Raw genomic sequence first — 18563 nt, forward strand, 5'->3', positions numbered from 1 at the left:
GGTTTTTGGCGCGCATTTCGGGTATCTCTGATTCAGGGCACCTGGATGTGTTGGTGGTTGCAGGTGTCGGGGAAGGCGCTGGTGATGTTGAGCAGGGCGCCTAAGGACACGTTGGCGCGGGCGCGGCAGTCGCTTTGACCGATCGACGACCCGTGCGGCGCGTAGGGGTCCAGCGTGTGGATCAGCTGGAGCGAGAGGGCATCTGCTCCACTGAGGGACTGGCGATTGATCGCGTAGAAATCGACCGCCTTGCCCTTCCAGTGCGCGGACGCAGTGCCAGCGCCGGGCGTCATGCCAGTGCAACGCCGGTTGAGGTCGCTGACCCCCACCTGCTGGAACGCCTGGACCGCAACGACAATCAGTTGCAGGACGTGGGCATCGATGGCGCAGTCCGATGTTGCGGTCCCGTCCGCCATGTTTAGGACTTGCTGTTCGTAGCGGGCCTCGAGGAAGTTGAGCTTGTTCGCTTGGATCGCCCCCACTAAAACGGCTGCCGCCGCCCGAGCGTCAGCCGGCACCTGGCACGACCCCGCACTGGCCCCAGTCAGGGCGGCGAGGACCTGTACGGCGGGCGTCCAGAACGGGGCGTAGTGGTTCGGGTCCGCGTTGATCTGGACCGTGTGTGCGACCAGGGTGGGAGCCGTGGTCTGCCAGTCCGGGACGCGCAGCATCCGCGTGTAGAACGCGGCGGCTGCGGTCGCCGGGTCCATCCGCTGCGCCCGCGTGCCGTAGCTGGTGCCCTGCTGGAAGACACCGATGGTGGTGTTGTCGACGGCGTCGCCGTGGTCGAGGTTGCGGAGTCCGGACTCGCCGATCGCGACCATCAGCGCCAACGTCAGTCCGTGCGGGGGAACGCTCATTTGCTGACCAACGGTGATGATCGTCGCGGCGATCTTCAGCTGCTCCGGCCCGTACCCATCGACCGTGCTACCCGCGTTCACCGATGGTGCGGATCCGCCGCACGCTCCCCCGCCACCGCCGAACCCGTTGGCTCCCATCGCGAGCACCAGGGTGACCGGCACCGCGACCAGTGCCAGAGGGACGACGAGGACGATGACCGCGGCAACGATCAGCAGGTTCCGGATCGTCTTCGAATGCGTCACCGCGTGAGCTGCCGCTGCGCTGGCGCTGATCATGCGGCAGCTTCCTGCTCGAGCACGACACGGGCGATCATCAGCAGCCGCTTCGCGGTGGCGATCCGCGCCCGCGCGGACCCCGGGTGGATGTGGAGCGTATCGGCGATGGTGGTCGCGTCCTCGCCAATCATTTGCGCTACCTCCCGAAAGCCACCAACGTCGGGAACGCAGGACACGATCACCGACCCGGTCAGAGGCAGTCCGGCATCCGCGGCTGCCAGGGCGGCCAGCACGGTTCGCGCGGTTTGACACACCCGGTCATGCACCGAGCGGAGGCCGCGTTTGGACATCTGATGGGCGTCCGCCACCCGGTCAGCGTCGCCGTTGGCCAGGCTGAGGTCGCCCATCACCTGCCAGTCGGATGGACCCACGAAGTCCGCGACCAACACCATCCACCGGTGCGCGTCGAACCTGCGGATCAGCGCATCCAGGGGGTCGATGTCCGTATCGGACTCGAGGTCGATCGGAACGTCGTCCATGACGACGTGCTTCCGTTCGACTTCTCTGAGTACGACATTGCGGGTGATGCCGAACACGAACGCGTGAGGTGAGCCGCGTTCAGGGTCGTACCGAGAGCTTCGGTGCCAGACCGTTTCGCGAGCCAGCTGTAGCACTGCGTCGACCTCGTTCGGCCAGCCGCGCAGCTGGAAACGGACGTACGGCAGCAGTGTGTCGACTTCGCGGAGCAGCTCGGTCAGTCGAGCATCCGCACGCGTGCGGAGTTGGGTTCCTTCAGCCACGAGATCACTACCTTCCTTGTGCGGAGGTGGCTTGCGTGAAGGATCGGGTTCGGGTCAAAGGACCCGTTAGTGCGGTGCGCCGGCACGCCTTGGCGTGCGCCAGCACAGAATGAGTTGGGACGGTGAACCGGGATCACGCCGGGGATTCAGGTGGGCGGCGCGCCCGGTTTAGAGGTGGAGTGGCGAGGGCGACTCTGCGGTTCGGGAGTCTCAGCCACGATGCGTCACCGCCGCCCGGACTCGGTCTGTGAGTCGTGCACCACGGTGAAGAGGGTAAGGATCGGCCGCTCCATTTGGTGCCGCACGCTACCCCCGAACGGGGGTTCGAGACGTGCGGCGCGCCGGGGTGGAAGTCTGGTTCTACTGACAGCTCTCGCACCGAAGATCATCCATCGGATCGACCGGCACGATATAGCCGTCCACGAAGTCCTGGATAACACCGGGAGCGGACTGCGCCTGGTCGGCTATGCGTACACTCCGGTCTTCGTCTGGGCGCTCGCTTCCAGCCATGCCAACACCTCCGCCCGCTTATAAAGGACGGTTCGCGGTGTCGGCTTGTAGAAGCGCGGCCCCTTGCCGTGGTAACGCAGCTGGGCCAGTGCTGCGAGGGACAGCCCAGTCAGCTCGACCACTTCAGCTGGCTGTATGAACTCTCCAGTCATCGTATCTCCTCCGTTTCGACAACCTAGGAGCGATTCAGTTGTTGCAGGAACGGTAGCGCAATTCCGCTCGCTTGACAACAGGTGGCGCGCTAGGCTGTTGAAATGGCAGACTTTCGGACAGAGTCGGGCATCGGCGTACGGATCAGATTGGCGCGGAGAGCGCGCGGCTTTCGCACCACCGGCGACCTGGCTGAGGCGATCGCGGGAGGCAACGTGACCGAAGCGATCCTGGAGAACATCGAGTCAGGCAGGAAGGCCGACATCAGCGTCAGCCAACTGCTCAACATCGCTCGTGGGCTGAACGTTCCGGTGAGCATGCTCCTGGCCCCCATGGGGTCACCCGACTCCGCGCTCGACCTGCCGAACCTCAGCGCCGACTTCGACGGTATGAGTGCGGCCGAGTTCGACTGCTGGCTCTCCGCCACACCGGCCAGCGCATATCGACCGCGTCACGCATCCGAACGCTCCGACATCGCGCTCCTCAACTCAGTGCGGGAGCTCGGAACTCTTCGGCGCGAGCTCGATCGGCTAAGAATCGTGCTCGAGTCCCAGAACGCCTCCGGCGATCCTGATCTGACCGCAGCAAATGCCGACGTTGAGAAGCGGATGAATCGGATCGCGAAGGACGCCGCCGATGTCGCAGGTCTGCTTGCGAGCGCCGGCCTGACCGACATTGAAGAACCGCCACGAGTGTAGGCCGCGGCGAGCGCGGTCATTCGGCGAGAGCGGAGAATGCGCATGGGAAGCATCGAAGCTTATGAATCCGCCAGCGGGCGCCGCTATCGAGTGCGCTACCGGAAACCCGACCACAGCCAAGCGAACAAGCGCGGCTTCCGCACCAAGCGGGACGCCGAACTGTACCTCGCGTCCGTCGAGGTCAAGAAGTCTCGCGGAGACTACATCGACGCGGCCGAAGCGCGTGCCACGATCGGTGACCTCGGCGAGCAATGGATGACCGCGCAAACCCACCTCAAGCCGTCATCGGTCGCGGTGGTCGAATCTGCGTGGCGGCTGCACGTCCGGCCGGTCTGGGGAACACGAGCCATTGGCGAGATTCGGCACAGCGACGTTCAACAATGGGTCTCCGGACTCAGCGCCGGCGGAGACGGCATCGGCAAGGCGAAGTCACCAGCACTGGTTCACCGGTGCTACGGAATCCTGGCCGGCATACTCGATGTGGCGGTGCGCGACCATCGCCTCGCCTCCAACCCCGCGCGCGGAGTCTCGCTGCCCCGAAAGGTATCCAAAGAGCACCGCTACCTCTCCCACCAGCAGTTGCACCGACTCGCACAGGCGAGCGGTCGCAACGCAACCTTGATCCTCCTGCTCGGCTACACGGGCGTGCGCTGGGGCGAAGCCTCAGCGCTCCGAGTGAAAGACGTCGACCTCACACGGCGACGGCTGCACATCGTCGAGAACGCCGTCTTCGTGCGCGGCGAGGTAATCGTCGGATCACCCAAGACCCACAAACGACGCAGCGTTCCCTTCCCGGCTTTCCTTGACGGACCGCTCCGCGACGCCATCCACGGCAAGACCGAAACCGATCTCGTCTTCCCCGGCAGGTTCGGCGAGCACCAAACCACGCCAACAATTCGCCAGAACTCCTGGTTCGACAAAGCGTTGGCGGCGGCGGAGCTGTCCCCGATGACCATTCACGACCTGCGACACACGACAGCAAGCCTCGCCGTCTCGGCGGGCGCCAACGTCAAGGCGGTCCAACGCATGCTCGGGCACGCCTCCGCCGCAATGACACTCGACGTCTACGCCGACCTCTTCAACGACGACCTCGACGACGTCGCACACCGGCTCGATGAAGCCGCCGCACTCGCGCTCGACAACGTCGATGCGCCGTCACACCCAGAGGCCAATTCGGTGACCACGACCCATCGGAGCGATCCTCGGTGATTTGAAGTGTGTCCAAATTGTGTCCAAATCGCTCTAAAAACCAAAGAACGGCGGCTGTTCATCAGCCGCCGTTCCCAGTGTTTATATGGACTGTAGCGAGGGCGGGACTCGAACCCGCGACACCACGATTATGAGCCGTGTGCTCTAACCACCTGAGCTACCCCGCCCTGGCATCCCCACGTCGAGCGAGCCAGTCGCAGGACGGGAGACGGAGCCCCCTGTGGGAATCGGACCCACTACCTCTTCCTTACCAAGGAAGTGCTCTACCAATGAGCTAAGGGGGCGGAGCCGTGACGGCCGGAGGCACGTCGTTTTCGGCAACCGTTCGAGGATACCACCCACGACAGGGTGCTCCGTACCATTGCGGACGCCCGGCAGCGGCGGCCCCGCCCCCTGCGAGGGTCAGGCCGCCTTGGCCGCCTCCGAGGCTCCGGCGAGCGCCTCCAGCTCGTCGCCCGTGAGCTCGAGGTCGACCGATGCGAGGAGGTCCGGCAGCTGCTCCGTGGTGCGGGCGCTGGCGATCGGGGCGGTGATGGTCGGCTGCGCGGCCAGCCAGGCGAGGGCCACCGACGCGACGGACGCGTCGTGGGCGGCGGCCACCTCGTCGAGGGCCGAGAGGACGGCTCGGCCGGTGTCGTCGAGGTACTTCGCGGCACCTCCCGCGCGAGCGCTGTCTACCGTGACGCCGTCGCGGTACTTGCCCGTCAGGAACCCGGCGGCGAGGGCGAAGTACGGCATCACACCGAGGCCCTCGCGCTCGGCGATGGGGCGGTACGTGGTCTCGTACCCGCGCTCGACGAGGTTGTAATGCGGCTGCAGGGCGACAGCGCGGTGGAGCCCCTCGCGCTCGGTGATCCGGAACCACTCGTCGATGCGCTCCGGCGAGTAGTTCGAGATGCCGATGTAGCGGACCTTGCCCGCATCCACGAGGCCGGAGAGCGCCGCGACCGTCTCCTCCAGCGGCACCGTCTCGTCATCGAAGTGGGCGTAGTAGAGGTCGATGTAGTCGGAGTGCAGCCGCTCGAGCGATGCGTCGGCCGCCCGGCGGATGTTGTCGGCAGCGAGTCCCTTGAAGTCGGGGTGCTGGCTCACCTTGGTCGCGAGCACCACCTGGTCGCGGTTGCCGCGCGCCTCGAACCAGTCGCCGAGGATGCGCTCGGAGTCACCGCCGGTGTTGCCGGGCACCCACGCCGAGTAGCCGTCGGCGGTGTCGACGAAGTTGCCGCCCGCTGCGGTGTACCCGTCGAGCACGTCGAACGATGTCTCGCGGTCGGCCGTCCAGCCGAAGACGTTGCCCCCCAGAGAGAGCGGGTAGACCTCGAGGTCGGACGAACCGATCGTGCGGCGCGGTGCAGTCATGCTGTTCTCCTTCGTTGTGTCGTTCTTCCACGCTAACGCGGTCGGCTCGGGGCTATTCCGGCTCTCCCTGAGGGTGTGGAAAGGTTGCGGTGGACCCGTACTGTGGACGGGTGCGCACCGCTGAAGACCCCCGCCTCGAGCTGAGAGCCGACTGCTCCCGGTGCGTCGGACTCTGCTGCGTCGCCCTCGCCTTCGCACGCTCCGCCGACTTCGCGTTCGACAAGCCCGCCGGCGATCCCTGCGTCAACCTCGACCAGGACGACCTCTGCACCATTCACCCGAGGCTCCGCGAGAGCGGCTTCCGCGGCTGCACGGTCTTCGACTGCTTTGGAGCCGGTCAGCAGGTGACGCAGCACACCTTCGACGGGAGGGGGTGGCGCGACGACGCCGAGCGCCGTCGCGAAATGTTCGCCGTCTTCCCGCTCATGCGTCAGCTGCACGAGCTGCTCTGGTACCTCGAAGAGGCGCTCGCACTGCCCGCGGCAGCCCGCATCCATCCCGCGCTCCGCCGCGCACGCGCCGACGTTCGGACGCTGACAGACGCGGCGGCCGCGGTCATCGTCGACTCCGACATCGAGGAGTTGCGGGGGCCCGCCGCCGAGCTCCTCCGCGAGGCCGCCCGGCTCACCCGCGAGGCCGGACCGGTCGGCACCGGACCCCTCGGCTCCGGCCGGAAGAAGACGGCGCGCTCACGCATCCAGCCGGGTGCAGACCTCCTGGGCGCCGATCTCCGAGGAGCGGACCTCCGCGGAGCCGAACTCCGCGGCGCACTTCTGATCGCCGCCGACCTCCGCGGCGCCGACCTGTCCCGTGCCGAGCTGATCGGAGCCGACCTCCGGGATGCGCGCCTCGACGGCGCCGACCTCCGCAGGGCGATCTATCTCACCCAGGTGCAGGTCAACGCCGCGACCGGCGACGGCGGCACCCTTCTGCCGCCGACGCTCGACCGGCCCGGCCACTGGACCTGACCGCATCGCGTCACAGAGTGCAAACGCTTCCACCCCACTCGCTATACTGCCGCTGTGCGCGGCCAGCCGCACGGCACCGGCGGACGCAAACGCTTCCACCGCATCAGACACGACGCGAGACGCAGGAGGTGGGATGCCCGGGATCGACGATGTCGCGCGTCTTGCCGGCGTCTCCACAGCCACTGTCTCCCGCGCTCTGAGCGGCAACGGCCCGGTCTCCGACCGCACACGGGCACGCGTCGTTCAGGCGGCGTCGGAGCTCGGGTATGTCGTCTCCTCTGACGCGTCCAGCCTCGCCTCCGGCCGCACGCGCAACATCGGCGCCGTCGTGCCGCACCTCAACCGCTGGTTCTTCACGTCCGTCATCGAGGGCGCCGAGCGCGTCCTGCTCGGGCAGGGCTACGACCTCACGCTCTACAACCTCAGCGGGGACGGCGGCGAGCGCCGTCGCGTCTTCGATCACCACCTCCTGCGCAACCGGGTGGATGCGGTGTTCACCGTCTCGCTCGAGCTCGCGGAGCAGGAGGTCGGCCGCCTCCTTGCGCTCGGCAAGCCCGTCGTCGGTGTGGGCGGTCCACTCCCCGGCGTCAGCACGCTGACGATCGACGATCTGGCCGTCGCGCGCCTGGCGACGGACCACCTGATCTCGCTGGGCCACCGCCGCATCGCCCACATCGGCGGCTCGCAGGAGTTCGACCTCGATTTCCACATCCCGACCAGCCGGCGGCTCGGGTACGAGCAGTCGCTGAGGGATGCGGGCCTTCCCGTCGACGAGCAGCTGCACCGCGCCTCCGACTTCACCCTCCCCGGCGGGTACGATGCAGCAAAACAGCTGCTCGGTTCGCCGCACGAGCGCCCGACGGCAATCTTCGCCGCATCGGACGAGATGGCCATCGGCGCCATCCTCGCCGCCCGCGATCTCGGACTCTCCGTCCCTCGCGACGTCTCCATCATCGGCATCGACGACCACCCGCTCGCCGACTTCTTCGGGCTCAGCACGGTCGCGCAGCATCCCGATCGGCAGGGCGAGCAGGCCGCTGCGCTCCTGCTGGACGCCCTCCAAGCTGCGCGCGGCGCTCCTGCCCGAGCACGTCCCGAACCCCTCAGCCACACCGCTCCGGCGGACCTGATCGTGCGGTCCAGCACCGCCGTCCACCCCTGACCATCACAACCGACACGAACACGAGGTGACCACCATCGCCGCTCCGACCCCCCTCCCCCACACCGAGCTCACGCCGTCGGCCCCCGGCCGCGAATGGTGGCGCTCCGCCGTCATCTACCAGGTGTATCCGCGCTCCTTCGCCGACTCGGACGGCGATGGGATGGGCGACCTGCCCGGCATCACCCACCGCCTCCCCGCTCTCCGCGAGCTGGGTGTGGATGCCGTCTGGCTGTCTCCGTTCCAGAGCTCTCCGCAGCGCGACGCCGGGTACGACGTCTCCGACTACTGCGACGTCGACGTCCGCTTCGGCACCCTCGCCGACTTCGACACGATGCTCGCAACCGCCCACGACCTCGGTCTGCGCGTGATCATCGACATCGTCCCGAACCACTCGTCGAGCGATCACCGCTGGTTCCAGGAGGCGCTCGCGGCCGGTCCGGGAAGCGCCGAGCGGGCGCGCTACATCTTCCGCGACGGGAAGGGCGAGAACGGCGAACTGCCGCCGAACAACTGGGAGTCGATCTTCGGCGGCGCGGCGTGGACGCGCATCACCGAGGCCGACGGCCGTCCCGGTCAGTGGTACCTGCACCTGTTCGACAAGTCGCAGCCGGACTTCGACTGGGAGAACCCGTGGGTCTGGGAGCAGTTCCGCAACGTCCTGCGCTTCTGGCTCGACCGCGGCGTCGACGGCTTCCGGGTCGATGTGGCCCACGGCATGATCAAGGAGGCCGGCCTCCCCGACTACACGCCGCCCGCGCACATGGGCAGCATGGGCGGAAGCACTCCGTCGCTCGAGACCGGCGGCATCCCGCTGGAGCCGGAGATCGCGGCGCACGCCGACGGTGAGCCGCCGACTCCTCCCTACTTCGCGCAGGACGGCGTGCACGCCATCTACCGCGACTGGCACAAGGTCCTCGACGAGTACACCGGCGACCGTGTGCTGTGCGGCGAGGCCTGGGTGGAGCCTCTCGACAAGCTCGCCCGCTGGGTCCGCCCGGGCGAGATGCAGCAGACCTTCAACTTCGCGTATCTGGAGACCCCGTGGAACGCGTCCGCCCTCCGCAGCGTCATCGACCGCTCGATCGCCGCGTTCAGCAGCGTCGGCGCCCCGAGCACCTGGGTGCTGTCGAACCACGACGTCGTCCGCCACGCCACGCGTCTTGCGCTGCACGGCGAGAACCTGCAGGGCCACGGCATCGGTCCGAAGACCACCGGCCTCCCCGATCCGGTCTTCGCCCTGCACCGGGCGCGCGCGGCGACCGCGCTGATGCTGGGCCTGCCCGGTTCCGCCTACCTCTATCAGGGCGAGGAGCTCGGACTGCCCGAGGCGATCGACCTGCCGGACGACGCGCGTCAGGACCCGACGTGGTTCCGCACCAACGGCGAGCGGTACGGCCGGGACGGCTGCCGCGTCCCCATCCCCTGGGAGGGCGCCGAGGCGTCGTACGGTTTCGGGCCGACGGCCGCGAGCTGGCTGCCCCAGCCGGCGACCTGGGCGGCGTACACGCGGTCGTCCCAGGCGGGCGTTCCGGGTTCGACGCTGACGATGTACCAGGACGCCCTGGAGGCCCGACGACGTTACGACCTGGCGTTCGGCTCCCCCGAGTGGATGGATCTGGGCGGCGACACGCTCGCCTTCCGTTCCGGCGAGGTCACCGTGGTCGTGAACTTCGGGGACGAGCCGGTTGCGCTCCCCGAGGGCGACGTCGTCCTCGCGAGCGGCGCGCTCGACGGAGGGATGCTCCCCCGCGACACGACCGCCTGGCTTGTCTGAGCCCGGCCCGCGTCACTCCCAGTCGGCGTAGAAGCGCTCGACGCGGGGGTGCAGCTGCTCGAAGAGGTCCGGCGCGGCCGCCACCGTGAGGCGGCGGTCGGCCGGGCCTCCGCCGAGTCCGGCGACGCGCGCGCCGGCCTCCTGGGCGATCAGGGCGCCGGCGGCGTGATCCCAGGGGTTCAGTCCGCGCTCGTAGTACCCGTCGAGCCGGCCGGCGGCGACGGAGCACAGGTCGAGCGACGCGGCGCCGATGCGGCGGATGTCGCGCACGTCGCCGATCAGCTCGGCGACGAATCCCGCCTGCCGGCGTCGCACGTCGGCGTCGTAGCCGAAGCCGGTGCCGATGAGGGCGAGCGGCAGCTCCACCCCTTCGGTGACGTGGATGGGCTCCCCGTTCAGCCGCGCCCCTCCCCCGGTGTAGGCGGTGAAGACCTCGCCGGATATGGGGTTCATCACGGCACCGGCGAGGGCCTTCCAGGTCGCGGGCTCCGGGTCCCCCTCGACGACGGCGATGCTGACGGCCCACGCCGGGATGCCGTAGAAGTAGTTGACCGTCCCGTCGATCGGGTCGACCACCCAGGTCAGACCGCTCTGGCTGCTGCCGCCGCCGGACTCCTCCCCGAGGAACCCGTCGCGCGGGCGTGCGGCCGAGAGCGCGTCGCGGATCAGCTGCTCGGTCTCGCGGTCGGCACGCGTCACGATGTCGCTGAGCGACGACTTGGACGCGGCGATCTCCACCCCGTCCTGGCGGCGCTGCAGCGCGAAGGCGGCGGCGCGGCGGGCGACGGTGGCGGCGATCTCGAGCAGCTCGGCGTTAGAGGTCATGCCTCCAGCCTGTCAGACCTGTGCGCGGTGCGCCCGGTGCGGCCCTCTCCCGTCGGAGATACGCCCGCCACTGTCGGCGATCATGGCGGAAACCCTTCCGATCTCCATCCACACCGCGGCCGGCCGGAGATTCGAGCCGTTTTCTCCGACGATGCGACCGCCCCCACTCGTGACGAAAGCCCTCGGCCGGTGGCCGAGGGCTTGTCGTGAGCGTTCTGAACGCGGTGGCGAGTGAGGGATTCGAACCCCCGAAGTCGTAGACAGCTGATTTACAGTCAGATCCCTTTGGCCGCTTGGGTAACTCGCCATTGGCGCTTTCGACCACCAGTTCACTCGTGACCGAAGGCGCCACACAAGAATACTCGGCGGGCGGCTGCAGACGAAATCAGCGCCCGCTCAGCGGCCACACGGCCGGCGTCAGGCGGCGAGAGCGACGACGCCGGAGGTCTGCGGGGCACCGCCGACCGCAGCGGACTGCAGCTCCAGAGTGGATGCGGGCTCGCGCTCGATCTCCCGCTCCGGCACCAGAGTCAGCACCTGTGCACTCGCGAACTCGGCCGCGACACGGGTCAGGAGCTCACCCTCGCTGATCCCGAGCACGCGGCACAGCGCGGCGAGGATCTCGGACGACGCCTCTTTGCGGCCCCGCTCGATCTCGGAGAGGTATGGGACCGACACCCTGGAGGTCTCGGAGAGCTCGCGCAGCGTCGTCCCGCGCTCCGTCCTGATCCGGCGGAGCACCGATCCGATCGCATGCCGTACGAGCATGCCGCAAGCCTATGTCGGCTCGGCCGCATCCGCGCCCGTCGATTTCGGCGGTTCTGCTCTCGGCAGAATCACCGATAGACAGGTGTCGGGCCCAGCCGCCCGCGCATCCACACAAGAGGACCCGACCCATGACCGCAGCAGCAGCGACCGAAGACCACGTGCGACGCGCGATCCAGGTGTCCATCGACGCCCGCGCCCACGGCAACCACCCGTTCGGCGCGGTCCTCGTGGCCGCCGACGGCACGATCGCCCTCGAAGCGGAGAACACCGTGGTCACCGAGAACGACATCACCGGCCACGCGGAGACAAACCTGGTGCGGAAGGCGTGGGAGGCCATCCCCCACACCGAGCTCCCCGGGTACACCCTCGTCACCTCGTGCGAGCCCTGCGCCATGTGCAGCGGCGCGATCTACTGGGCCGGAATCGGCACGGTCGTCTACGGCCTCTCCGAGCAGGGCCTGCGCGCCCTCACGGGCGACCATCCCGAGAATCCGACGCTCGACCACCCGTGCCGCCTCATCTTCGCCGACGGGAGCCGCGAGGTCACGGTCATCGGCCCCATCCTCGAAGACGAAGCGGCCGATCCGCATCGCGGCTTCTGGCACGACTGAACGCCACGATCGCGACACCCCGACGGACCTGCCGCCGATGTCGGTGGTCGGGCGCACAATCATGGGCATGAGAACGTTGGAGATTTGCGAACGGTGCGACGGGACCGGGGCCGACCCGGCCCAGCGCAGTGAGGAGATCACCCTCTGCGTCGAGTGCAACGGTGACGGCTGCCACGTCACCTACTACGCCCAACTCGCGCAGACGGCCTGATCCCGACTCGTGTCAGGCAGCGGCCTTCGCCGTCGCCAGGTCGTCGAACAGTTCCGTGTTGAAGCGGAACGCCAGGGACACCTCGCCGATGACGCGGTCTCGCTCCTCCTCGGTCCATTGGACCGCATCCAGCTGTGCCCGATACGTGTCCTTGAACAGCTTCGGCTTGGCGATGTCGCCGAAGAGGTAGAACCCGACGCCGTTGGTCTCGAACCCGTACTGGCGCTGCAGCAGAGTGCGGATGATCTGGCCGCCGGACAGGTCGCCGAGGTAGCGCGTGTAGTGGTGTGCGATGAAGCCTCCCGGCCAGGTGCGACCGACCTCGCGGATGCGAGCCGTGTACCGCGCCGTCGAGGGCAGCGGCGCAATCCGCTCGCGCCAATCGTCGCCGAGCAGGAAGGCCAGGTCGGCTTCGATCGCCGGCAGGCGGGTCAGCTTGGGGCTTATGAACAGCGCGGCGACCGGGTCTTCGCGCATCCATACGGCCGCCTCTTCGAGGGCCTCGTAGATGAAGTAGTGCTGCGAGAGAAGCTGGATGTAGTCGTCCCGGCAGCCCCGCCCGCTCATCAGGTCTTGCATGAAGCCGGCGCCCTCGCTCTCCTGATGGACACCCCGCGTGCGCTCGCGGAGGGCTTCGGAGAAGGGGATCAGTTCGGCCATCGGGTCTCCTGACTTAGGGGAGGCTTGCCTAAGCCTCTCCTACCCGTGCGACTCCCGTCAAGGCGGCCGACCGCTGCCCTGCCGGCACGCCCGGCGAGCGCAGGAGACCCAGACCCGCGAGGATCAGCGCGGCACCCATCACCCATCCTGCCAACGCCGACCCGGAGACGAGGATGAGCAGGACGCCGCCTGCGCCCGCCGCCGCGGCGCACACCGCACGAACCGGCCCCGCAACGCGCCATCCCGTCCCGGTCTTTGCATCGGACCGCCGCGCCTCGAACCGCCCGGCGACCGCCGCGACCACTGCGACCGCAACCCCGGCGGCGGCCAGCCACAGCGGCCGAGTCAGCCACCACTCGGCCGACAGCGGCTGAGGCAGCGACTCGCCGCCCACGAGGAGCAGCACCCCCGCCAGCAGCACCAGCACGAGCATGTGCCACGAGTACACGGTCATTGCGTGCCGGTTCATCGCGGCCACGTACCGGCCGAAGATGCGGCGCTCCGCGAGGCGCGCCAGTCGTGAGCGCAGGAGGGAGAACACGCCGAGCTGACCGACGCCGAGGAGCACGAGGGCTCCGGTCGGCGGGTTCAGGTTGAGGTAGAGGTCGGGAGAGTAGACGCCGGCGGCGCACAGCACGGCCAGAGTCCCGAAACCGGCGACCGCCAGCCAGCTCGCTCGACGTGCTGACCAGCCGTCTTGGGGAGCCGTTGCGAGAACGAATCCCAGCTGCTGGGCGAGCAGCCATACGAAGAGCAGATTGATCAGGCCAACGGCGGCCACGCCCGTGGATGCGCGCACCACATCCACGGCGACGACCGCGGCACCGAGACCCGCAAGCGCGATCGCGGGCCGACGCCGATGCAGGGCGGCCAGCGGGGGAAGCGCCGCCGTGCACACGACGTACACGCCGAGGAACCACAGCGGCTGGCTGAGCCGGAAGCCCGCAGTCGCCACGATGTCCTCCGGCACGCCGGTCAGCTGCAGCAGGCCCAGCACCACCGCGATCGCGAGTACGGCCGCGATCGCGGGCACGAAGAGGCGCCGCAGACGGCCGGCGAGCTGGACGCCGTACCCGGCTCCGCGCCGGCGTGCACGCTCCCACTGCAGGAACCCGGAGAACCCGCCCAGCACGAAGAACAGCGGCATCACCTGGCCGAACCAGGTCAGGATGCCGAACCCGCTCCAATGCTCCATCGCGTTCTGGAGCACGGGCCCGTCCGCTGTGACGGAGACGCCCACCATCAGAGCGTGGAGGGCGACGACGACGGTGAGGCACCAGGCGCGGGCCACATCCACTGCGGCGTCACGGCGGGAGGTCGGAACGCGGTCGGGATGCGGACCCGCGGCCGCTCTCGCCGGAACCGGCGGGGAGTCGGGCGCGAGCGTGGCGGCTGCGAGAGACATCGGGCGTTCCTTCCGTCCGGTCCCGGTGACCGGTCGGTATGAGCGTCTCGATGCGGTGCCGACCGCCGCGTCCCTCCGCGGAGCCAACCCCGGGCACTACCGCGGTAGGGGTCGCGTCATCGGCCCAGCGGTGCCAGCGGCGCAGCCCTGCCAGCGGTGTTACGGCGCCGGTTCGACGAGCCCGGCGTCGAAGGCCAGGATCACGGCCTGCACCCGGTCGCGCAGGCCCAGCTTGGTGAAGATGCGGCTCACGTGCGTCTTCACGGTCTGCTCCGCGATGAACAGCTGCGCCGCGATCTCGGCGTTCGACATCCCGCGCCCGATGAGCACGAGGATCTCGCGCTCGCGCTCGGTCAGGTCGGCGAGCAGCAGAGCACGGCTGGAGGTGGCCGGCCGCTGGGTCGCGAACCGCTCCAGCAGTCGTTTGGTCACGCGCGGAGCGAGCAGCGCCTCCCCGGCCGCGACGACGCGGACGGCATGGACGAGGTCGTCCGGCGGCGCGTCCTTGAGCAGGAACCCGCTCGCACCGGCGGCGAGCGCGTCGTAGACGTACTCGTCGGCGTCGAACGTGGTCAGCACGAGCACGAGCGGTCGATGCGGCTCGCCGCGCGACGGGTGGACGAGCTCGCGCGTCGCGTCGATGCCGTTCATGCCGGGCATCCGGACGTCCATGAGCACGACATCCGGTCGCAGGCGGCGCGCCAGCTCGACGCCTTCGGCACCGTCGGACGCCTGGCCGAGCACGTCGATCCCGTCCTGAGCGGCGAGGATGGCGGCGAAGCCTGCGCGGACCATCGCCTGGTCGTCGACCACGAGCACGGAGATCGTCACGGCGTCCCATTCTTCCCGGCGAGCGGGAGGACCGCACGCACGACGAACCCGCCGTCGGGTTGGGCGGCGGCGGTCAGCGTGCCGCCGAGCAGCTCAGCCCTCTCCCGCATCCCGCGGATCCCGTGGCCACCGCCGTCGGGAGCAGGCGGCGAGGCGGGGCGACCGGGGGCCGGGGCATTGCGGACCTCGATGGCGAGCGAGTCGTCCACCCGGTCCAGGCGGACCACGGTGGCGGCGTCGGTCGCGTGCCGCGCGACATTGCTCAGCGACTCCTGCACGACCCGGTAGGCGGCGAGCGAGGTGATCGCGTCCATGCCGCTCGTGTCGACGTCGGCGCCGACGAGCTCCACCCGTCCGCGCCGCGCCGCATCGGCGACCAACGCCGGAATGTCCGTCACGCCCGGCTGCGGCGCCGTCTCCACCCCGCTGTCGTCGCTGCGGAGCACCCCGAGGAGTCGCCGCATCTCGCCCATCGCGATGCGCGCGGTCGCGGCGAGGTCGTCGAACTCGGCGACCGCCTCGTCGGGAAGCGAGGGGATGCGGTACTTCGCGCTCGACGCCTGCACCTGAATCGCCGACATCCCGTGCGCCACGATGTCGTGCAGCTCGCGGGCGATGCGCGTCCGCTCCTCCGCGACCTCACGCCGCGCGAGCTCGCCCGCGGAGGTCTGGCGTTCGCGCACCAACTGGCGGCGAACGTCCTGCCAGCGTGAGACGAGCAACGCCCCGAGGAGGACCGCTCCGCTGACGGACGCGAACACGATCAGGTCGGCCGTCGCGGTGCCGTCGACCCCGCTGGCCGCGCCTGCCGCCGCTCCGCCGACGACTCCGACGATCACCGCTCCCACGACCGCGACGACCCACGCCCCCAGTCCGGGACGCCAGGCGCCCCGGACCACGACGAGTGCGATCGTGGCCGAGAACGCGACGATGGATGGGGCCGACACCGGCCACGGAGCGGTCGCCGTCGCCGGTGAAGAGACGGCGAAGCCCAGCAGTGCGACGGCGGCAGCAGCGGCCGCGACGCGCGGCCAGAGCAGGGAGCCGACGATGGACGCTCCCTGGAGGAGCGCCAGAAGCAGGGCGAGGGCGACCGGCACGCCGTAGACGGCCGCTGCGAGGGAAGCGGACACCGCGACGATGGCGACGGACGCCGCCGCGGCGGCGATCCACAGCACCAGGAGCCACCGGTCCACCCGGGCGGTGGTGGGGAGACTGTTCGCAGTCATCGGCGTTCTCCCTCCAGCGCGGCGGTTCGCGCTCCGGCGTGCTCGGGCTCGGACGAGACGACGGGCGACGACTCGTCGCCCGCCCGCAGAAGCCGTCGGCGAGCGGCGCGGCGCAGGAGCGCATCCACCATGACCCCCGTGCCGACGCCGATCGCGATGCCGACGACCATCGCCAGGAACGCGTTGCCGTGCAGCCACTGGGCCGCGACCACCCCCACTGTAACCGAGTAGAGCGCCCACGAGACGCCCGCGATGACCGACAATCCGACGAACCGGCGCCAGGCCAGTCCGGAGGCGCCGGCCACCAGATTCACGGCCACCCGGCCGACCGGGACGTACCGCGCCGACAGGATGAGAACGCCGGCGCGGGCATGGACCCCGCGCCGTGCGCGCTCCACGGCGGCGGCCATCCGCGGCCTCCGCAGCACCCGGAACCGGTCGAGCCCCAGCGTCCTCCCGAGCGCGAAGGTGAGGTTGTCGCCCACGATCGCCCCCGCGGCGGCGCATGCCAGCACCAGGGGAAGGTTGGGAACGCCGACGGCGACCGCCGCAGCAGACGCGCCGATCACGACAGACTCGCTGGGAACCGGCGGGAAGAAGGCGTCCACCAGCACGACCGCGAAGACGACGAGATAGACCCACGGAGAGGCGGCCGCTGCCGCGATGAAGTCGTTGATGGCGTCCATGGTCCCGACGATAGGAATCGGAGTGCCCTCCGCGCGTCCCCCGGGAGTACCGGTCAGACCCCTACCGCGGAGGGATCCGTCCCCGCCTCGTAGACTGGGAGCAGCTCACTACGGGAAGGACGGACACCATGGCAGACTCCTCGTTCGACGTCGTCAGCAAGGTCGACAAGATGGAGGCGGACAACGCCGTCAATCAGGCCCGCAAAGAGGTGGACCAGCGCTACGACTTCAAAAACGTCGGCGCATCCGTCGAGTGGAGCGGCGAGAAGATCCTGCTCAAGGCCAACACCGAGGAGCGCGTGAAGGCCGTGCTCGAGGTGCTCGAGTCGAAGTTCATCAAGCGCGGCATCACCCTCAAGTCGCTCGACACCGGGGCGCCGTATGCGTCCGGCAAGGAGTTCCGCATCGAGGTCGGGCTCAAGAACGGCATCGAGCAGGATGCGGCCAAGAAGATCAACAAGCTGATCCGCGATGAGGCGCCCAAGAGCGTGAAGTCGCAGATCCAGGGCGACGAGCTGCGCGTCAGCTCCAAGAGCCGCGACGACCTGCAGGCCACCATGGCGCTGCTCAAGAACGCGGACCTGGACGTGGCCGTCCAGTTCGTCAACTTCCGCTGAGGTACCCGCGCATCCATTGCGAGATGGATGCGTACGCCGCCTGGCGCACCGGGGGTCGCGACAGGAACACGTCGTGGAGGGCGTCCTCCACCCACGACACGGTGACGGTCGGCCCGAGTTGCAGCGCGCGCTGAGCGATGTCGCGGACGACGAGCACCACGTCGGAGGTCAGCATGTCCGGGGTCCAGTGCGGCAGCAGCGTCGAACGCTCGGACAGCAGGGTCAGCACGGGTGCGTCGATGTGCAGACCGGCCGCGACCCGCGCATGCCCGGCCAGCACGGCCACCAGCCAGGCGGGGTGGACCGGGAAGCCGCGGATCGGGCGCCAGGCCAGGTCGTAGTCCCACTCGCCGTCCATGGTGCGTGACACCGTCCGGCTGTAGAAGCCCAGGTCGACGTTGGGCATCGCCGCCTTCGGGTCGATGCGCGCGTGCAGGTCGATGAGCGGCGTCAGCGCGGCGCGACCCGCCGACCGGGCCTGGAACTCGAGCCAGGGGCTGTTCAGGATGAGCGCATCCGCTCGACCGGGGTGGCGGTCGGCCCACAGGCTGAGGGTGAGGCCGCCGGTCGAGTGGCCGAGCAGGACGAGTCGGCGCGAGCGCGGGCGGGGTGCGGCGTCCACGTCCGGTGCCTCGCCGTGACCGATCGCGTCGAGGGCCGCCGCGATGTCTTCGTCGTAGACGGCCAGGTCGTCCACGAACCCCGGAGTCTGGCCCTGCCGGAGACTACGGCCGTACTTGCGCAGATCGAGCGCGTGGAACCGCGCGCCCTGGTCGTGCCAGAACTCGGCGAGCTCGGTCTGGAAGAAGTAGTCCGACCAGCCGTGCACGTACAGCACGTCGGTGTCGGCCGCGGGCCGACGATGCAGGTGGAGTCGCGGCGGCGGCGAGTACCGGACGAGAGTGGCGACGACGTCGCCTTCCGCATCCGGTTGCAGCGGCAGCGTCAGCTGCTCGAACGGCTCCCCGAGGACGTCGGGGACCCACTCGTGCGCGTTCGACATGCCGCCGGCAC

Annotated in this window: 20 protein-coding genes and 3 tRNA genes; 8 read left to right on the forward strand and 15 right to left on the reverse strand. The window is 69.3% G+C overall.

All coding sequences use genetic code 11. The annotated features are described in order from the left end of the window. Positions 1-32: 32 nt before the first annotated feature. From ACF1AJ_RS11485 to ACF1AJ_RS11495, 3 genes are all read right to left on the reverse strand, one after another. The gene (locus ACF1AJ_RS11485) at positions 33-1136 is read right to left on the reverse strand and encodes a hypothetical protein (RefSeq protein WP_391507493.1); all 1104 of its coding nucleotides are present in this window, start codon (positions 1134-1136) and stop codon (positions 33-35) included. Continuing rightward, positions 1133-1876 (reverse strand): hypothetical protein, encoded by a 744-nt coding sequence (locus tag ACF1AJ_RS11490; protein ID WP_391507494.1) that lies wholly within the window; start codon positions 1874-1876, stop codon positions 1133-1135. The genes ACF1AJ_RS11485 and ACF1AJ_RS11490 overlap by 4 nt, the downstream gene beginning before the upstream one ends. A 464-nt stretch (positions 1877-2340) precedes the next feature. Further along, complete coding sequence (locus ACF1AJ_RS11495) at positions 2341-2538, reverse strand: helix-turn-helix transcriptional regulator (protein ID WP_391507495.1); 198 nt, start codon at positions 2536-2538, stop codon at positions 2341-2343. A 213-nt stretch (positions 2539-2751) separates the two neighbouring features. On the opposite strand from ACF1AJ_RS11495, the gene ACF1AJ_RS11500 reads away from it, so the two are divergent. Both ACF1AJ_RS11500 and ACF1AJ_RS11505 read left to right on the forward strand, forming a co-directional pair. After that, positions 2752-3234: a hypothetical protein gene (locus ACF1AJ_RS11500; RefSeq protein WP_391507496.1), complete on the forward strand. Its 483-nt coding sequence runs from the start codon at positions 2752-2754 to the stop codon at positions 3232-3234. A gap of 42 nt (positions 3235-3276) precedes the next feature. Then, a complete protein-coding gene (locus ACF1AJ_RS11505; RefSeq protein ID WP_391507497.1) occupies positions 3277-4443 on the forward strand; it encodes a tyrosine-type recombinase/integrase in 1167 nt (388 codons plus the stop codon). Positions 4444-4536: 93 nt separating this feature from the next. Here the strand turns inward: ACF1AJ_RS11505 and ACF1AJ_RS11510 are convergent. From ACF1AJ_RS11510 to ACF1AJ_RS11520, 3 genes are all read right to left on the reverse strand, one after another. Next, positions 4537-4610 (reverse strand) — tRNA-Met (locus ACF1AJ_RS11510). A gap of 45 nt (positions 4611-4655) precedes the next feature. Then, positions 4656-4727 (reverse strand) — tRNA-Thr (locus tag ACF1AJ_RS11515). Between the two features lie 118 nt (positions 4728-4845). Further along, the gene (locus ACF1AJ_RS11520; RefSeq protein WP_391507498.1) at positions 4846-5802 is read right to left on the reverse strand and encodes an aldo/keto reductase; all 957 of its coding nucleotides are present in this window, start codon (positions 5800-5802) and stop codon (positions 4846-4848) included. A gap of 110 nt (positions 5803-5912) precedes the next feature. Between ACF1AJ_RS11520 and ACF1AJ_RS11525 the strand changes: the two genes are divergently transcribed. The 3 genes from ACF1AJ_RS11525 to ACF1AJ_RS11535 all read left to right on the forward strand — a co-directional run bounded on the left by ACF1AJ_RS11525 (position 5913) and on the right by ACF1AJ_RS11535 (position 9706). After that, positions 5913-6770 (forward strand): pentapeptide repeat-containing protein, encoded by an 858-nt coding sequence (locus tag ACF1AJ_RS11525; RefSeq protein ID WP_391507499.1) that lies wholly within the window; start codon positions 5913-5915, stop codon positions 6768-6770. Positions 6771-6903: 133 nt separating this feature from the next. Further along, positions 6904-7932 carry a LacI family DNA-binding transcriptional regulator gene (locus tag ACF1AJ_RS11530; protein WP_391507500.1) on the forward strand — a complete coding sequence of 343 codons (1029 nt, stop codon included), beginning with the start codon at positions 6904-6906 and terminating at the stop codon, positions 7930-7932. Positions 7933-7957: 25 nt separating this feature from the next. After that, positions 7958-9706, forward strand: a complete 1749-nt coding sequence (locus ACF1AJ_RS11535; RefSeq protein WP_391507501.1) for a glycoside hydrolase family 13 protein — start codon at positions 7958-7960, stop codon at positions 9704-9706. Positions 9707-9718: 12 nt separating this feature from the next. On the opposite strand, the gene ACF1AJ_RS11540 is transcribed toward ACF1AJ_RS11535, so the two are convergent. From ACF1AJ_RS11540 to ACF1AJ_RS11550, 3 genes are all read right to left on the reverse strand, one after another. Next, a complete protein-coding gene (locus ACF1AJ_RS11540) occupies positions 9719-10531 on the reverse strand; it encodes an inositol monophosphatase family protein (RefSeq protein ID WP_391507502.1) in 813 nt (270 codons plus the stop codon). 225 nt (positions 10532-10756) lie between these two features. Further along, positions 10757-10838 (reverse strand) — tRNA-Tyr (locus tag ACF1AJ_RS11545). Between the two features lie 110 nt (positions 10839-10948). Next, the gene (locus ACF1AJ_RS11550; RefSeq protein ID WP_391507503.1) at positions 10949-11299 is read right to left on the reverse strand and encodes a helix-turn-helix domain-containing protein; all 351 of its coding nucleotides are present in this window, start codon (positions 11297-11299) and stop codon (positions 10949-10951) included. 128 nt (positions 11300-11427) lie between these two features. Here ACF1AJ_RS11550 and ACF1AJ_RS11555 point away from each other — a divergent pair, with 128 nt between their 5' ends. Next, entirely contained in the window at positions 11428-11910 is a 483-nt protein-coding gene (locus tag ACF1AJ_RS11555) for a nucleoside deaminase (RefSeq protein WP_391507504.1), read from the forward strand. Between the two features lie 67 nt (positions 11911-11977). Beyond that, a complete protein-coding gene (locus ACF1AJ_RS11560; protein ID WP_391507505.1) occupies positions 11978-12121 on the forward strand; it encodes a hypothetical protein in 144 nt (47 codons plus the stop codon). A 12-nt stretch (positions 12122-12133) separates the two neighbouring features. Here the strand turns inward: ACF1AJ_RS11560 and ACF1AJ_RS11565 are convergent, their stop codons facing one another. The 5 genes from ACF1AJ_RS11565 to ACF1AJ_RS11585 all read right to left on the reverse strand — a co-directional run bounded on the left by ACF1AJ_RS11565 (position 12134) and on the right by ACF1AJ_RS11585 (position 16932). Further along, the gene (locus tag ACF1AJ_RS11565) at positions 12134-12781 is read right to left on the reverse strand and encodes a heme oxygenase (biliverdin-producing) (RefSeq protein WP_391507506.1); all 648 of its coding nucleotides are present in this window, start codon (positions 12779-12781) and stop codon (positions 12134-12136) included. A gap of 28 nt (positions 12782-12809) precedes the next feature. Then, the gene (locus tag ACF1AJ_RS11570; protein ID WP_391507507.1) at positions 12810-14186 is read right to left on the reverse strand and encodes an acyltransferase; all 1377 of its coding nucleotides are present in this window, start codon (positions 14184-14186) and stop codon (positions 12810-12812) included. A 159-nt stretch (positions 14187-14345) separates the two neighbouring features. After that, a complete protein-coding gene (locus ACF1AJ_RS11575) occupies positions 14346-15017 on the reverse strand; it encodes a response regulator transcription factor (protein ID WP_020075885.1) in 672 nt (223 codons plus the stop codon). Beyond that, complete coding sequence (locus tag ACF1AJ_RS11580) at positions 15014-16246, reverse strand: sensor histidine kinase (protein ID WP_391507508.1); 1233 nt, start codon at positions 16244-16246, stop codon at positions 15014-15016. Before ACF1AJ_RS11580 ends, ACF1AJ_RS11575 begins: the two co-directional genes overlap by 4 nt. Next, a complete protein-coding gene (locus ACF1AJ_RS11585; protein ID WP_391507509.1) occupies positions 16243-16932 on the reverse strand; it encodes a DedA family protein in 690 nt (229 codons plus the stop codon). Before ACF1AJ_RS11585 ends, ACF1AJ_RS11580 begins: the two co-directional genes overlap by 4 nt. A gap of 128 nt (positions 16933-17060) precedes the next feature. Between ACF1AJ_RS11585 and ACF1AJ_RS11590 the strand changes: the two genes are divergently transcribed. Then, positions 17061-17549 (forward strand): YajQ family cyclic di-GMP-binding protein, encoded by a 489-nt coding sequence (locus ACF1AJ_RS11590; protein WP_309856050.1) that lies wholly within the window; start codon positions 17061-17063, stop codon positions 17547-17549. Here ACF1AJ_RS11590 and ACF1AJ_RS11595 read toward each other — a convergent pair. Beyond that, entirely contained in the window at positions 17536-18552 is a 1017-nt protein-coding gene (locus ACF1AJ_RS11595) for an alpha/beta hydrolase (protein WP_391507510.1), read from the reverse strand. The genes ACF1AJ_RS11590 and ACF1AJ_RS11595 overlap by 14 nt on opposite strands. Positions 18553-18563 lie beyond the last annotated feature (11 nt).

Origin of the sequence: Leifsonia sp. NPDC014704 (assembly GCF_043083605.1) — a bacterium.
Taxonomy (GTDB): Bacteria; Actinomycetota; Actinomycetes; order Actinomycetales; family Microbacteriaceae; genus Leifsonia.

Bases quoted from the DNA above. Each gene is read 5' to 3' on its own strand.
- ACF1AJ_RS11485 (WP_391507493.1), bottom strand. From the start codon at position 1,136: ATGATCAGCGCCAGCGCAGCGGCAGCTCACGCGGTGACGCATTCGAAG.
- ACF1AJ_RS11495 (WP_391507495.1), bottom strand. From the start codon at position 2,538: ATGACTGGAGAGTTCATACAGCCAGCTGAAGTGGTCGAGCTGACTGGG.
- ACF1AJ_RS11505 (WP_391507497.1), top strand. From the start codon at position 3,277: ATGGGAAGCATCGAAGCTTATGAATCCGCCAGCGGGCGCCGCTATCGA.
- ACF1AJ_RS11520 (WP_391507498.1), bottom strand. From the start codon at position 5,802: ATGACTGCACCGCGCCGCACGATCGGTTCGTCCGACCTCGAGGTCTAC.
- ACF1AJ_RS11530 (WP_391507500.1), top strand. From the start codon at position 6,904: ATGCCCGGGATCGACGATGTCGCGCGTCTTGCCGGCGTCTCCACAGCC.
- ACF1AJ_RS11540 (WP_391507502.1), bottom strand. From the start codon at position 10,531: ATGACCTCTAACGCCGAGCTGCTCGAGATCGCCGCCACCGTCGCCCGC.
- ACF1AJ_RS11550 (WP_391507503.1), bottom strand. From the start codon at position 11,299: ATGCTCGTACGGCATGCGATCGGATCGGTGCTCCGCCGGATCAGGACG.
- ACF1AJ_RS11555 (WP_391507504.1), top strand. From the start codon at position 11,428: ATGACCGCAGCAGCAGCGACCGAAGACCACGTGCGACGCGCGATCCAG.
- ACF1AJ_RS11560 (WP_391507505.1), top strand. From the start codon at position 11,978: ATGAGAACGTTGGAGATTTGCGAACGGTGCGACGGGACCGGGGCCGAC.
- ACF1AJ_RS11565 (WP_391507506.1), bottom strand. From the start codon at position 12,781: ATGGCCGAACTGATCCCCTTCTCCGAAGCCCTCCGCGAGCGCACGCGG.
- ACF1AJ_RS11570 (WP_391507507.1), bottom strand. From the start codon at position 14,186: ATGTCTCTCGCAGCCGCCACGCTCGCGCCCGACTCCCCGCCGGTTCCG.
- ACF1AJ_RS11580 (WP_391507508.1), bottom strand. From the start codon at position 16,246: ATGACTGCGAACAGTCTCCCCACCACCGCCCGGGTGGACCGGTGGCTC.
- ACF1AJ_RS11585 (WP_391507509.1), bottom strand. From the start codon at position 16,932: ATGGACGCCATCAACGACTTCATCGCGGCAGCGGCCGCCTCTCCGTGG.
- ACF1AJ_RS11590 (WP_309856050.1), top strand. From the start codon at position 17,061: ATGGCAGACTCCTCGTTCGACGTCGTCAGCAAGGTCGACAAGATGGAG.
- ACF1AJ_RS11595 (WP_391507510.1), bottom strand. From the start codon at position 18,552: ATGTCGAACGCGCACGAGTGGGTCCCCGACGTCCTCGGGGAGCCGTTC.